This is a genomic window from Deferrisoma camini S3R1, from assembly GCF_000526155.1.
Lineage (GTDB): Bacteria > Desulfobacterota > Deferrisomatia > Deferrisomatales > Deferrisomataceae > Deferrisoma > Deferrisoma camini.
The window spans coordinates 1,728,136-1,741,781 of sequence record NZ_JAFN01000001.1; the positions used below are offsets into that span (position 1 = coordinate 1,728,136).

Sequence of the window (13,646 nt, forward strand, 5' to 3'; positions counted from 1 at the left end):
CTGGGCAAGGGGGGAGGGCATTTTTTGTGGAGCCGCACGCGTGTAGGCGCGACCGCCCGGTCGCGATCCCGGGCCGCAAGGCCCGGCAAGGGGGCTGGCCGCGGCCTGGAGGCCGCTCCCACAAGGGAGAGCGAGCGGCTCCGATCGCCGCGCCCGGTGCCCCACCAGCCCCCATGCCCTCGGAGATGAAAGAAGGTTTTTGCCTGTCAGCCTCCCAGCCTTCTAGATTCCCAGCCTTCAAGCAGGCCGGAGGCCCCAGACCGAAGACCGCCGACCGTTGACCGAAGCTACATGGAAGGAGAACGAACTTGCGCCGTCTCATGCTCCTGTTCTGCACCGTTCTCGCCGTTGTTTGGGCCGGGCCGGCCCCAGGGGCCGAAGTCTGGAAGGGCGTCTCCCAGGCCCTGGACGCCTGGCAGGGGGAGAAGACCGCCGTGATCCGGGGGACCGGAGCCGACCCCCTGGCCGTGCCCGAGGTTCGGGAACTGCTCCGGCTGTTCACCCAGCGGGGATTCGTGGTGGTGCCTGCGGCCCCGGCGGGTCAGGGGCCGGACAGGGGGCTGGTCCTGGATCTCCGGAGGGAGGGGGACAGCTGGGTGGCGGCTCTGCGCCGGGCCTCGGACGGGGCGTTTCTGGCCGTGGACGAGGCGGGGCTGTCCGGCCCCGCGACGGAGCCACCTCCCCCCCCGTCTCCCCGAACAGCGGCCCCGCAAGCCGTACCCGAGGCCCCGGCCCGGAGAGCGCGGACGATCGAACTGCAGGAGACGCCCCGTCGGCTCGTCGCCGTGGGGGACGAGATCGTCCTCCTGTACGACGACCGGGTGGTTCGGGCCACGTTGACCGACGACGGCGTCCGGGAACTGGCCCGTTTCCAGGCGCGCACGCGCCCCAGCCGGGCCCTGTGGCTCGACGTGGGGGACCTGGACCGCGACGGCGTCCCCGAGGTGGCCGTCACGTGGGCCGAGGACGTGCAGCAGGTGTACGAGGGGACGGACTCGTGGCCCCATTCCTGGATCCTGGCCTGGCCGGATCTCGCCCCTCAGAGCAAAGACCTCACCGGGTACCTGCGAATCGTCGGGAATCGGGCATTCCTGCAGCGCCGGGGACGATTCTCCGCGTTCGAGGGCGGAGTCCTATCGGTGACGGAGCAGGCCGGCCAATGGCAGCCGGGGACTGCGGTCCCGTGGCTGCAGGGACACGCGATCTACGATGCCACCCCCCTCTCCGGAGGGCGCTGGGTGAGCCATCGAACCGACCAGCGGTGGCGGCTCTCGGACGCCGAGGGCAGGAGCGGTCCGGTCCTCCTGGCCGACCTGGGCCGGTTCCGGGGCCCTGCCGTGGCGGTGCGCCTAGAGAATCCGGAGTTCCGATCGGGTTTCGAAAAGGAAGACCGGGTCACGGAACGGTGGATCCCTCTGCCCCGAAGGGTGGTGGTGAGCCCCGACGGCGGGGTGTACACGATCCGTCGGGGCAGGACCCCGGGGCTTCCCCTGGTGGGGCGCCCCTCGGGATCGGACGCCGTGGTCCGGATCCGCCTCGGCGCCGACGCTATGGGGGTGGACGAGCCGTTCGGCGCCGTGGAGCTGTTCCTCGTGGACTTCGGCCTCCTCGGCCACGGCCAGGACGGCGTGCTCCTGCTGGGGAACGAGAGGGAGGACGGCCGGGGCACGGCGTATCTCCAGGAGATCCGGCCCTGATTCGCCTCCCCGGCGCCCACCCGACGAAAAACGGGCCACCCCCGGCGGGGTGGCCCGTTTCCTGGGCGGGCAAAGAGCGCCGCATCCCTACATCGGCATCCCCCCACCCATCCCGCCGCCGTGCGTGGGCATGGGCATCGGCCACTCCATCGGTTCGTGGTGTTCCTCGCCGATGCCGTCCCCGGATCCGCCCATGTGGCCGGAGCCCATGGGATAGCCGTGTCCGGTCCGATCGTTCACCCCGTCGCCGTCCGCGTCGGTGAACGCATCGTTCTTGCCGTCACCGTCCGCGTCCACCCAGCCGAACCCGTGGCCGTAGGGCATGCCGGTCACGTCGTCGATCCCGTCCCCGTTCGCGTCCCGATGGGCCATGGCGAACCCGTAGCGCCAGGGCATGCCGGCGTGGTGGCCGAAAGCCGGCCCCTCGTCCACCATCCGGTCGCCGTCGGCGTCCGCAAACCGGTCGTTCGTCCCGTCACCGTCCGCGTCCACCCAGCCGAACCCGTGGCCGTAGGGCATGCCGGTCACGTCGTCGGTCCCGTCCCCGTCGGCATCCTGGAAGAAATCGTTTTTCCCGTCGCCGTCCTGGTCCACCCACCCCGGCATGGCCATGTACGGAACCCCGTCCACGTCGTTCACCCCGTCGCCGTCGGCGTCCGTGAACCGGTCGTTCACCCCGTCGCCGTCCTCGTCGGCCCACCCGAACGGGTGCTCGAACGGCATGCCGGTCAGATCGCAGATGCCGTCTCCGTCCGCGTCCTGGAACAGATCGTTCTTCCCGTCGCCGTCGGCGTCCATCCACCCGAACCCGTGACCCAGCGCCCCGCGGCCAGAATCGTCCGCGCCGTCGCCGTCGGCGTCCACAAACCGGTCGTTCCTCCCGTCGCCGTCCTCGTCGGCCCACCCCATGTCCATGAGGTAAGCGTACCCCTCGTACGGTGTGCCGGCGTCGCAGATGCCGTTTCCGTCGGCGTCGGTGCACAGGTCGTTCTTCCCGTCACCATCCTCGTCCACGAACCCGAACCGGTACCCGTCGAATCCCGTATGGTCCACCGTTCGGCCCTGGGCGATCGTGACCACCCCCAGATCCAGGGGGCGTGCGTCCATCACCCGCACCGGGACGTTCACGTTGGTGCCGTCGGGCAGGTGGACCACCAGCGTGTGGTCGCCGTCGGGAACCCCCGTCATCGAGAAGTGCCCATCGGCGTCCACGGGAACCCCGGATTCCTGGTCGTCGAGCGACACGGTGGTTCCGGGATCGACCGCTGCTGCGGCCCGGGCCGCGATCCGGGCGGCCGTGTCGTCCACCTGGATCACGCCGGACACCGTGCCGCCGTCCGTCGCGACGGTGTCTCCGCTCCCCGACGAGCCGCAGCCAGCGACCAGTAACGCCAACCCAACCGCCGCGGCCCACGCCGTCCAGGCGCGCCGCGCTCCGTGGTTCGAGATGTGCTTCGTGTACCTCATGGTCTGTCTCTCCTGTTGTCGGTTCTTGGGTTCCCCCGTGGGGCCGCGCCGCCGCCCCCGGCCGGCTGGTCAGCCCCGGCCTCAGGGGACCACGCAGTGCCCTGGGGCCATGTGGCCCCAATGGTGAAAGGGGAAGCACCCTGCCAGGCCCAGCAGGGCGATGCCGGCGAGAACCAGCCACATCCATCTCCTCGGCAACATCGATTTTTACCTCCTCGGGCGTCCGGCCCCCGTCGATCGGAACGATCGGGTGGGGAAGTGGGGTTGCACACCCCGTTAGACGCGCCACCGGCCAGGGGGTTTACAGCCCGGGTCGATTTTTTTTCACCGGAACCCCTGCCACCGCAGATCCAACGCCTCTTCGATCGCCCGCAGCAGGTCCACCGCACGCACCGGAGCCGGCAGGATGACGTGGGCGCGCCGGGCCGGGTCCCCGTCGAAGCAGGCGCGGACCGTACCGGGGCACCAGACCACAGGCACCGACGGCCACCGCCTGCCGGGGGGCCACGCCCCCCAACACACCACCACGTCTACTTCACCCGGCTCCAGGACTCGCCCGCCGTCCCCGATCTGCACCACACGGAATCCCGCGGCCTCCAGCACCTCGGTCCACCCCAGGCTCTTCCCGATCCACCCCACGCGCATCTCGGCCTCCTCGGCTTGAAGGTAGAGTTGAACGAACGGCGGAGTTGCAGGGGGCGTGCCCCCCGTTGCCGGGGTGCCCCCAAAGAAACTGGCGGGAGGAAACGGAGACGGGTGGAAGGGACGGGTTGCCCGGCCTCCGCATGCTGCTGACTATTCTTCACTCAGGCGTAGACTATTCTCCACTCCCCGGGACTGCCGAAGGAGGAAACACGGAGGGAGGCCCCCCCCCGAACCGGGCCCAGACCACCCGGCCGCTGACCGTGTTCACCGCGGCCTCTCCGACCCAGCGGCCTCGTCGGTCCAGCAGGAACACCAACAGATACCCGTAGTAGCGCTCCTGGGAGCCGATCCGCAGCCCGGTCGAGGCCGGGATCGACTTCGCGACCCGGCCCAACGCCTGGTCGGGGGTCAGCCGCTCGCGGATCATGGACAGGTCCCTGCGGGCGCGGTGGCCGTACTTCTGGTTCCACATCATCTCGGGGTCCATGGACGGAAACCCCCTGAGCGACAGCCGGCCCTCGGGCGTGATCTCCAAGGTGAACGCGCCCCTTCCGGTGGACTCCTCCGCCACGTACACGTAGAACCGGTCCCCGGTTCCGGCCACCCGGCGCACCCGCAGGCCCTTCAACCCGAGGGTTTCCATGTACGAGCGGGTGTACCGAGCGGCAGCCGCCGCATCCGGAACCGCTTTCACCTCGAACCCGTCCGGAACGATCCCGACCCGGGCCCGCACGTGGGACGCCTGCGCATGACTCCCCAGCAGCACCGCGAGCAGGGCCACCCCAGCCACGAGTCGAATTCTCATCGGCTCCTCCGATCTCCCGGTTTTCGGCACGGTCGTTGCTAACGAACGGTTTCGAGTTACCCTTTGTGCCTGCATAAACCTAGCCCGGCCCGTCTGCGACGCAAGGGTGTTGGCCCGAAGCAGAAAGAGCAAGAGCGGCCCGAGGCAGGAGACCCGCCGGGCAGGGCCCTCCTAAGGAGAAACGCCATGAATCGATGCATGTTCCGAACCGCCGCCCTTGGGGCGAGCCTCGCCCTTTTTTTGGCCGGCCCCGCGGCAGGGGCCGGCACCCAGGTATCGGCAACCCCAGCCTACCGCGCGGCGTTCGGCGCCCCTCCGGCATCCCAAGGGGTCGACTGCCGGGCCGCAGTGGTGTACCTGCCCGGGCTCGGGGCCTCGGGCTCCGGGGATCGGCTGGCGCCGATCCCCTTGTTCTCGGTAACGCCTGGAAAGATCGTGGAGGAGGCCGCCCGGGTCCTGGTGGCCGGGCATCCGGAACAGGTCCGGCTCCTCCCCCTGCCCCGGCTGTTCCCCGAGGGGACGGCGCTCAAGGGCGTTGAGGTGGAAGAGGGCGTGGCCGTGGTCCGGATCGCCCTGGGCACCGCGGGCCAACCCCACCCCCTGGCCAGCCAGGCCCTGGCCCACACCCTGACCCAGTTCGAGGGGATCACGGGCGTGCGGCTCCGGTTGGGGGACGATCCCCCTGCCCCTGTGGTGCGACCCGACCCGGCCGCGGTGGAGCCGCCGGCCGCTCCGCGGCTCCTCGACGTCCTGACCGCCGTGCAAGAAGGCGAACCCCCAGCAGAGATCGACGTATTGTTCGATCGTCCGGTCGAAGTGATCGAGACCCGGCTCGAGAGACCGGACGGCACCCCCATCCCCGGCAAGCTCTACACCTCGATGTTCGACATGGCCGCCGTGCTGCGCCCCGAGGACCCGGGAGCGATCCGCGAGGGGATGGCGTTGCGCGTCACGTGGGCCGTGCGCGACCGCAAGGGCCGGGAATCGCGGGGCAGTCGGACGATCTCCCTGCGCTGGTACCGGCATCCCGGTACGAGATGATTCCTTTCCTCGTGGTGTTCGCGACCTTGCTGGCGGCGCAGGCGGCGGCAGCTCCGTTGGAGACGGTGCCCGAGGCGGTACGGGCCGGCACGCCCGAGGCCGTGGCCCGGATTCGGGAGGGAGCCGCGATCCGGGCCGTATGGATCGAGGGCAAGTTCGGGGAGTACGGCGACCGCGTGCACGTGATCCGGTTCGACCCCGAGGGCAACCCCGTGTCCGTCGAAGGGAAGTTCATCCGCCTGGGGGACGACCGCTTCCGGTTCGAGCCCGCGCCGGGGGGCTGGCGCGTGTTCGGAAAGTTCGGGGACGGCGGCGGCACCACGTTCCAGGTGATTCTCGACCCCGAACGCCGCATCCGGGAGGTGAGGGGGCGTTTCTACCACTACGGCGACAAAGTGTTCCGGTTCGTCCGCGACGACGACGGCCGCCTGCTTCGGGTGGAGGGGAAGTTCGGTCGGGACGGCTCCCCGTCCTTCTCGTTTGAGTACGACGAACAGGGGCGGATCGCAGCGGTGGTCGGGAAGTTCTTGACCTTCGGAGACGAGCGGTTCACCCTGAGTCACTACCCCGGCACGCGTCTCCCCCTGGAGCTCCGGGGCAAGTTCGCGCGCTGGGGAGACGACCGGTTCGGGTTCTACTATGAGACGTGGTGAGTGGTCGCTCATCCGGGTCGGGGCGTGGATCGGGCTCGGGATCGTGTTCGCCGTCGCGTATGACGCGGTGGCGCTCCTCCCCTACTGGGGCGTCCGGATCCCCCTGGCGTGGGCGGCCCGCATCCAGGACTGGGGCCAACCTCTCCGTTTCGGGCTCGCCCTGGCCGCCCTGGCCGCTCCCTGGTGGGCCCTATCGGCCGTCCACGGCTCTCCGTCCAGGATCCGATCCCCGGCCGTCAGGCGGCGGGCCGCATGGGTCGCTTGGACCGGGACGACGCTCGTCCTGGCCCTTCTCGTGGCCCCCTCCCTTTTCCTCCTGCTCTGATCCGCCCTCCTCCCTGCACACGGCAAGAAACGGGCAGTTTTGGGTCGTGCCCAGGACCTGGCATGTGGGGGGGACGAACAAAGGTGGGCCATGTATCACCCCCTTTCGTGTGGGCTCGGCTCGGAGGGGCGTGTCCGCACGCCGAATCCGGCCGGCACCGAGGTCCTCTGCACGCGACGTGCCACGCCCTCGTGGCCCGCCCGGCGTTCGTCCTCCGGCGTCTCCCCCCGGTCCCGGCGTCGAACATTCTACAGGGGTGACGGATACTGAACATCGAGGCCGGCGCACAACGGCCCCACGGCAGGCTGCCGAGGGGGGCATCCCGCAACGCCCCCCCGGAAAGGAAGGGGCGGGTCACGGGCCCGCCTTCCATGTAACTTCGGTCGTCGGTCTACGGTCAACGGTCGTCGGTCTGGGGCCTTCGGCCCGCTAGGCGGCCAGGCGGCTCTCGAACCGCGCCAAAGCTCGGGGGGCAGGGGGTCTGCTGGCGCGCCGGGCGCGGCCGGTTCAGCGGACAGAATCCAGAATTCAGCCGACAGGGGTCCGGCCATGCGCGTTCCTCCCTGCCCTCTGTCCTCTGATCCCTGGCTCTTGAACCGTAGGGCCGCGCAGCGGCCGATGAGGTCTTCCCACTGGGGCCACGGCCGGCATCTTTCGTGCATTCCTCGTGGGGGTACCGTGACGACATCCCGATCGATTCCGAAATGCCCGATACAGAGGCCGCCATGCGTCGGTTCCGCCTACTACCCCGATTCCGTCGCTCCCATGCCGAGACCAACCCACCGACGGGCTCTTGGCCGTCGCTCGCCGTGCCAGCGGGGATCGCCGCGCTGATCGTCGTGCCGGTGGTGGCCCTGTTCGTGGGCCTGGAGGCCCTTCATCAGATCGACTCGCTCCAGCGGGTGGCACTGGCCCCGGGCTCGGTTCCCACCAGTGAGATCGTATGGGTGAACCTGGGCTACGGGATCCTGGCGACGGTGTTCCTGGTGGTGGGCCTGGCAGCCGTGTTCGACGGGCTGTGGTCCATGCGGGCCCGCCGAAACGCCGCCCCTGCCAAAACCGGCCGCCCCCTTCTCGCCGAGATGCCCACCCCTCCGCCCGAACGGGGAGAGCCGCTTCGAGCCGGAGCGGACATCGCGTTCCGGGCGCTCGAGGCGGAACTGCGCCTCGTGGCGGACCGCCTGTCCCCGCCGGCGGTCGTGGCGTTTCACGGGGTTCTGGAACGAGCCCGCAGACGGGCCTTTTTGGAGCTTCCCTCTGGTCCTCCGAACCGGTCGTTCCCGCCTCGATCGTCGGAGGGGGAAGTCGCCCCTGAGGGATCCACCGGTCTCCCCCGAGCCGGCTCGGGCCAGGACGCCGCATGAATTGCAGGCCGGTCCGGGACTCGAGACCAAGCCTCGGCACACAACGTGCATTTCTCGTTCGTATCGAGTCGTTCCCGCGGTCAACGGCGCGGCCCTGCTCCCACGAGAAGTCAGGTCGGAAGGAGACCATCATGAACCCACGCGAATCGCACCAGATCGCCCCGGGATTGACTGGACCCTACAGCGGATGGAGCTATGATCCGATGTGCCGCATGCTGATCGATGAGAGGGACCCTCCGGGGGGCACGTTCGACCACGATGGCAAGCGGTATTACTTCTGCTCCGTCGGATGCCGGGAGGCGTTCCGAGCCGCCCCCGACTCGGCCCTGAAACGGAAACGATGAATGCCCCCCGCTCGCCATGGGAGACCCGTCATGGGAGAGTTCCTTCGCAACAACTGGTTCTGGATCCTGCTGATCGCCCTCTTCCTCTGGATGCACCGCCGGGGTGGGGGGTGCGGCTCCCATGGGCAGCACGGCGGGGGAGGGCACGGCGGCCACGGCACCTCGCCCCAGGGTCCGGCGGCCGAGGGGGAGGAGCCGTCCGGCCACGGATCCCACGGCAAGGACGGCCCCCGGGGATAGCGATGCGGGCCGCCGCGCGAAGGAGGGGCGAGCCCTCCACCAACCGGAAGGAGAGGATCATGGACCTCATCGGTCGCATTTTGCTGTCGCCGTTCGTGACCGGAGCGGGCGCCGGATGGCTCGTCCTCCACCCGTTCGCCATGGTGGCCGTGGGAGGCCCGGGAACGGGTATGGGAGCCGCGGGACCGACGGGCGCGTTCCACCTGTCCATGCTCCCCATGGCAGCGGCGTTCGCGGCCCTGGGGGCGGTGCTCGCGTGGGCGTTCCACCTGGCCGGTCCGGCCCGGCGAAGGCTCAGGGACGAGCCCTGCGGGCCGACGGGCGACAGGGGCGACTCGCTGTTGCGGACCTGCATGCACTGCAAGGCGATCCCGGTCTCCGGCGACGACGGGAGGGAGCACTGGTTGCCGCTGGAGCAGGCCCTGTTCCAGACCTACCACATCACCTTTAGCCACGGCATCTGCCCCCACTGCATGAGCGCGGTGGTCGAGCCGGAGCTGCGAGCCCTGCGTGAAAGACACCCCTCTTCCACGGGAACCCGCTCGTGCGGTTCCCGCCTTGCGGCCTCCGGGAAACGGGGGTAAGGTCCGACCCCGGTTGTATCTGGCTGTTTTTTGAGCAGGAGGAAACCGACTATGAGCCATCCATCGCACCACCACCATTCCGCCACAGTGGACGCACCCACCGACCCGGTGTGCGGCATGACTGTGGATCCGGAAACGTCCGAGCACCACCACACCCACCAGGGCAAGACCTACGCATTCTGCAGCGCCCACTGCCTCGAGAAGTTCCGGGCGGACCCCGAGGCGTATCTGGGCGCGCCGGACGCGTCGAACGGCTCGGGGCAGGCCGCCCCGACCGACCCGGTGTGCGGCATGACCGTGGATCCGGAAACGTCCGAGCACCACCACACCCACCAGGGCAAGACCTACGCGTTCTGCAGCGCCCACTGCCTCGAGAAGTTCCGGGCGGACCCCGAGGCGTATCTGGGAGAGAAGCCGGCCCCGGCCCAACCCAAGGCGGCCGAAGCCACCCGCTACACCTGCCCCATGCACCCCGAGGTGGTGGCGGACAAACCCGGGCCTTGCCCCAAGTGCGGCATGGCCCTCGAGCCCATGATGCCGACGGTGCCCGGGGCAGGCCCCACCGAGTACGTGTGCCCCATGCACCCCGAGGTGGTGCAGAACGAGCCCGGCTCGTGCCCCATCTGCGGCATGGCCCTGGAGCCCCGGGTCCCGGAAGCGGAAGAAGAAGAGAACCCCGAGCTTCGGGACATGCGTCGGCGGTTCTGGGTTAGCGCGGTGCTCACGACGCCGGTGTTCCTGATCGCCATGGCCGAGTACCTGCCCGGCCGCCCGCTGGGGCAGCTGGGCTCCAGCCGGATGCTCAGCTGGCTGGAGTTCATTCTGGCGACCCCCGTCATCCTGTGGGGCGGCTGGCCGTTCTTCGTCAGGGGATGGCAGTCGGTGGTGAACCGCAGCCTCAACATGTTCACCTTGATCGGGCTCGGGGTCGGCGTGGCGTACGCCTACAGCGTGATCGCCACCATCTTTCCCGACATCTTCCCCCCCTCGTTTCGGGACGAGTCCGGACAGGTGGCGGTGTACTTCGAGGCCGCCTCGGTGATCGTGACCCTGGTCCTGTTGGGCCAGGTGCTGGAGCTCAAGGCACGCAGCCAGACCGGGGCAGCCATCCGGGCTCTTCTCGGGCTCGCCCCCAAGACGGCCCGCCTCGTGCTGCCCGACGGCACCGAGAAGGACGTGCCCCTGGACCAGGTCAAGCCCGGTGACCGGCTCCGGGTCCGGCCCGGCGAAAAGATCCCGGTCGACGGGGTGGTGGTGGAGGGGCGATCCAACGTGGACGAGTCCATGATCACCGGTGAGCCGGTGCCGGTGGAGAAGGGGCCGGGTGACCCCGTGACCGGCGCCACGGTGAACGCCACCGGCTCGTTCGTGATGGAGGCCAAGAGGGTGGGGGCCGAGACCCTGCTCGCCCAGATCGTGCGGATGGTGGCCGAAGCCCAGCGCAGCCGGGCCCCCATCCAGAAGCTGGCCGACCAGGTGGCCGGCTACTTCGTGCCGGCCGTGGTGCTGATCGCGGTGCTCACCTTCGTCATCTGGGCGGTGTTCGGGCCCGAGCCCCGCCTGGCCCACGGCCTCATCAACGCGGTGGCCGTGCTCATCATCGCCTGCCCCTGCGCCTTGGGCCTGGCCACTCCCATGTCGATCATGGTGGCCACCGGGAAGGGCGCCACGATGGGGGTGTTGTTCAAGAACGCCGAGGCCATCGAGCACATGCGCAAGGTGGACACCCTGGTGGTGGACAAGACCGGCACCCTGACCGAGGGCAAACCCCGGCTGGTGACCGTGGAGGCGGCCGAGGGGATGGACGAGCAGCGCCTCGTGCGCTTGGCCGCCAGTCTCGAGCGGGCCAGCGAGCACCCGCTGGCGGCGGCGATCGTGGACGGGGCCGGGGATCGGGGGGTGGATCTGGCGGCGGTGGAAGGCTTCGAATCGATCACAGGCAAGGGCGTCCGGGGCCGAGTGGACGGGGCCGAGGTGGTGCTGGGGACGAAGAAGCTGCTGGACGACCTGGGCATCGACCCCGGACCGCTCGGCAAGAGGGCCGAAGCCCTTCGGGCCGAGGGCCAGACGGTCATGTTCGTGGCCGTGGACGGCAAGCCGGCGGGAATCCTCGGGGTCACGGACCCGATCAAGGAGACCACGCCCGAGGCGATCCGACAGCTCCACGACGAGGGGATCCGGATCGTCATGCTCACCGGCGACAGCCGCACCACGGCCGAGGCCGTGGCCCGACGTCTGGACATCGACGAGGTGGTGGCCGAGGTGCTGCCCGAGGACAAGGCCAGCGTGGTGAAGCGCTATCAGGAGGAGGGCCGGTTCGTGGCCATGGCCGGCGACGGCATCAACGACGCTCCAGCGCTGGCCCAGGCCCAGATCGGCATCGCCATGGGCACGGGCACCGACGTGGCCATGGAGAGCGCCGGGGTGACCCTGGTGAAGGGGGACCTGCGGGGCATCGTGCGGGCCCGGAAGCTCAGCCGGGCGACCATGCGCAACATCAAGCAGAACCTGTTCTGGGCGTTCGCCTACAACAGCCTGGGCGTTCCGGTCGCGGCGGGAGTGCTGTACCCGGCCTTCGGCCTGCTCCTGAGCCCCATCATCGCGGCGGCGGCCATGAGCTTCAGCTCCGTGTCGGTGGTGGGTAACGCCCTGCGGCTCCGGACGGTGAAGCTGTAATGGCAAGACCGAGCCGCAGTCTTTGATTACCGAGCGGCCCCTTGGTACAGTGAACGCCATGTGCGCCGGAAGGTGGTCGGACCACGAACTCGCCCCGTTTCGCGAAACCTACCGCTCGCGGGCACGCGCCGAGCACTCCCGGCTCTTGGTCAGGAGGACCCGGGCGCTGGCACTGGCCAAGGAGGCCGCCCGAATCCTACGGGAGCGGTATGGGGCCGGCCGGGTGATGCTGGTGGGCTCGCTCGCCGGCCCGGAGGACCTGTTTACACAGTGGTCCGACGTGGATCTCCTCGCGTGGGGAGTGCCGGCGTGCGACACTTTTCGGGCCGTCGCCGAGCTCGCGTATATGGATCCGGAGCTCCCCGTCGAACTGATCTGTGCGGAAACGTGTGCGCCGGACGTTCTGGACCGGCTGTTGGAGCAGGCGGTGGAGTTGTGAGGCCTCGATACGAGGTGCTCGCCGCCCGGATCCGGGCGGAACTGCGGGAAATCGCTCGGGTGGAAAGCCGGGTCGACCGCGCTTTGCGCGGGGCTCGGGAACACCCCGAGCACCAGGACGCCTTTCTCGACTCGTGCGCCCTGAACCTTCACGACTTCTATTGCGGGATTGAAAGAATCCTGGAGCGCGTCGCACGAACGGTGGACGAAGTGGTACCGACCGGGAGGGACTGGCACCGCGAACTCCTGCGGCAGATGGCGGTCCCCGTCCCGGGCCTCCGCCCCGCAGTCCTACCCGACTCCACGGCCAGGGCCCTTCAGGAGTATCTCGGATTTCGGCACGTCGTGCGAAACGTGTACGCCTTCCAGTTCGATCCGGAACGGCTGCAGCGTCTGGGCGAAAACCTACCTACCGTTTCCGCGGGCCTCCGCGCTGCTTTGAGCGATTTCTGCCGATTCCTCGAAGGCATTGCCGCAGGGGACAAAGACTGAGCCCCTCCGTTACCGGCGCGTGCCGCGCTCAGAACGCGACCGAAGCCGACACGCCCGCCCCGTAGTCGGGGGCGCCATCGGTGAGGCCCTTGGAGAGGTAGCCGCCGAGACCGAGCCCCGAGGGGAGGCCGAAGTCGATCCCGAGCCGCACCTCGGCCGAGGGATCCGAGAACTCCGAAGGGGCCGAGGCCCATGCGGTAGAGGCCCAGACCTCTGCCGCCTCCCCGACGAACCGGCCGAGCCCTGCTTCCAGCACCGCGAAGTCCTTGAGCCCGAACGCCTCGGACTCTCCCTGAAACACGTACCGGCCCGAAGCGAACACGTCCCAGTCACCCACGATCTTCGCCAGGGCCAGCCCGACCTCCAGGTCCCACTCGCCGGTGCCCAGATTCTTCTCCTCGTCGGCCGTGGGGATCTTGACCGCCGAGGAAACGGAGAGTTGGGGCAGGTCGTCGCCCTCTTCGATCAGGGTGTAGCCGACCCCCACCACCACGTCCCCCAACCCGCTCTGGGAGTCGGTGACCGTGGCGACGTTGCCGGCCCCCGGTTCCCTGTGGCCCGGCCCCATGGTGGAGCTGGAGGTGCGGCCGTCCGAGCTCACGTCGAACCGCATACCGCCGGCGGTGGTCGTGGTGGTGCTCGCCGACTGGTACAGGTAGGGAACCGACACGTCGAGCACCCAACGATCCGTCGGCCGGAAGCTCGCCGTGAGGGTCACCGCCCAGGCATCGGTGGTCTGTCCGGACCCGTAGTCGCCGGTCTGGTAGTCCACCGCCATCCCCACGGTTCCCCGGGGGCTCGCCATGACCCGCCCCCCCGCCACCACGACGAGGCCCCCAACGAGCGCAGCCGAAACGATCCGCCTCCTTCGCATC

At 69.5% G+C, this 13,646-nt stretch carries 15 protein-coding genes; 11 read left to right on the top strand and 4 right to left on the bottom strand.

Annotated features, from left to right (window positions below; genetic code table 11):
• Positions 1–308 precede the first annotated feature (308 nt).
• Positions 309–1,697, top strand: coding sequence for a hypothetical protein (locus DEFCA_RS0107620; protein ID WP_169709497.1), 1,389 nt, complete (start codon positions 309–311; stop codon positions 1,695–1,697).
• An 87-nt stretch (positions 1,698–1,784) separates the two neighbouring features.
• Here the strand turns inward: DEFCA_RS0107620 and DEFCA_RS0107625 are convergent, their stop codons facing one another.
• The 3 genes from DEFCA_RS0107625 to DEFCA_RS0107640 all read right to left on the bottom strand — a co-directional run bounded on the left by DEFCA_RS0107625 (position 1,785) and on the right by DEFCA_RS0107640 (position 4,614).
• Positions 1,785–3,164: a beta-sandwich domain-containing protein gene (locus DEFCA_RS0107625; protein WP_169709498.1), complete on the bottom strand. Its 1,380-nt coding sequence runs from the start codon at positions 3,162–3,164 to the stop codon at positions 1,785–1,787.
• A 324-nt stretch (positions 3,165–3,488) separates the two neighbouring features.
• Positions 3,489–3,809: a hypothetical protein gene (locus DEFCA_RS0107635; RefSeq protein ID WP_025322437.1), complete on the bottom strand. Its 321-nt coding sequence runs from the start codon at positions 3,807–3,809 to the stop codon at positions 3,489–3,491.
• Positions 3,810–3,981: 172 nt separating this feature from the next.
• Positions 3,982–4,614, bottom strand: a complete 633-nt coding sequence (locus DEFCA_RS0107640; RefSeq protein WP_169709499.1) for a hypothetical protein — start codon at positions 4,612–4,614, stop codon at positions 3,982–3,984.
• 186 nt (positions 4,615–4,800) lie between these two features.
• Here DEFCA_RS0107640 and DEFCA_RS20475 point away from each other — a divergent pair, with 186 nt between their 5' ends.
• From DEFCA_RS20475 to DEFCA_RS0107690, 10 genes are all read left to right on the top strand, one after another.
• Positions 4,801–5,655 carry a GerMN domain-containing protein gene (locus DEFCA_RS20475; RefSeq protein WP_025322439.1) on the top strand — a complete coding sequence of 285 codons (855 nt, stop codon included), beginning with the start codon at positions 4,801–4,803 and terminating at the stop codon, positions 5,653–5,655.
• On the top strand, positions 5,652–6,308 hold the full coding sequence (locus DEFCA_RS0107650; RefSeq protein WP_025322440.1) for a hypothetical protein: 657 nt from the start codon (positions 5,652–5,654) through the stop codon (positions 6,306–6,308). The genes DEFCA_RS20475 and DEFCA_RS0107650 overlap by 4 nt, the downstream gene beginning before the upstream one ends.
• On the top strand, positions 6,295–6,633 hold the full coding sequence (locus DEFCA_RS0107655; protein ID WP_025322441.1) for a hypothetical protein: 339 nt from the start codon (positions 6,295–6,297) through the stop codon (positions 6,631–6,633). The genes DEFCA_RS0107650 and DEFCA_RS0107655 overlap by 14 nt, the downstream gene beginning before the upstream one ends.
• A gap of 809 nt (positions 6,634–7,442) precedes the next feature.
• A complete protein-coding gene (locus tag DEFCA_RS0107660; RefSeq protein WP_025322442.1) occupies positions 7,443–7,997 on the top strand; it encodes a hypothetical protein in 555 nt (184 codons plus the stop codon).
• A gap of 131 nt (positions 7,998–8,128) precedes the next feature.
• Positions 8,129–8,341 (top strand): YHS domain-containing protein, encoded by a 213-nt coding sequence (locus DEFCA_RS22195; RefSeq protein ID WP_169709500.1) that lies wholly within the window; start codon positions 8,129–8,131, stop codon positions 8,339–8,341.
• Positions 8,342–8,371: 30 nt separating this feature from the next.
• The gene (locus DEFCA_RS22200) at positions 8,372–8,581 is read left to right on the top strand and encodes a hypothetical protein (RefSeq protein WP_025322443.1); all 210 of its coding nucleotides are present in this window, start codon (positions 8,372–8,374) and stop codon (positions 8,579–8,581) included.
• 59 nt (positions 8,582–8,640) lie between these two features.
• On the top strand, positions 8,641–9,165 hold the full coding sequence (locus DEFCA_RS20480; protein ID WP_025322444.1) for a hypothetical protein: 525 nt from the start codon (positions 8,641–8,643) through the stop codon (positions 9,163–9,165).
• Positions 9,166–9,216: 51 nt separating this feature from the next.
• Positions 9,217–11,841 (top strand): heavy metal translocating P-type ATPase, encoded by a 2,625-nt coding sequence (locus tag DEFCA_RS0107680; RefSeq protein WP_084318941.1) that lies wholly within the window; start codon positions 9,217–9,219, stop codon positions 11,839–11,841.
• A gap of 58 nt (positions 11,842–11,899) precedes the next feature.
• A complete protein-coding gene (locus DEFCA_RS20485) occupies positions 11,900–12,280 on the top strand; it encodes a nucleotidyltransferase family protein (protein WP_025322446.1) in 381 nt (126 codons plus the stop codon).
• Positions 12,277–12,771, top strand: a complete 495-nt coding sequence (locus tag DEFCA_RS0107690) for a ribonuclease toxin HepT-like protein (protein WP_025322447.1) — start codon at positions 12,277–12,279, stop codon at positions 12,769–12,771. Before DEFCA_RS20485 ends, DEFCA_RS0107690 begins: the two co-directional genes overlap by 4 nt.
• 28 nt (positions 12,772–12,799) lie before the next feature.
• Here the strand turns inward: DEFCA_RS0107690 and DEFCA_RS0107695 are convergent, their stop codons facing one another.
• Complete coding sequence (locus DEFCA_RS0107695; protein WP_025322448.1) at positions 12,800–13,645, bottom strand: transporter; 846 nt, start codon at positions 13,643–13,645, stop codon at positions 12,800–12,802.
• Position 13,646 lies beyond the last annotated feature (1 nt).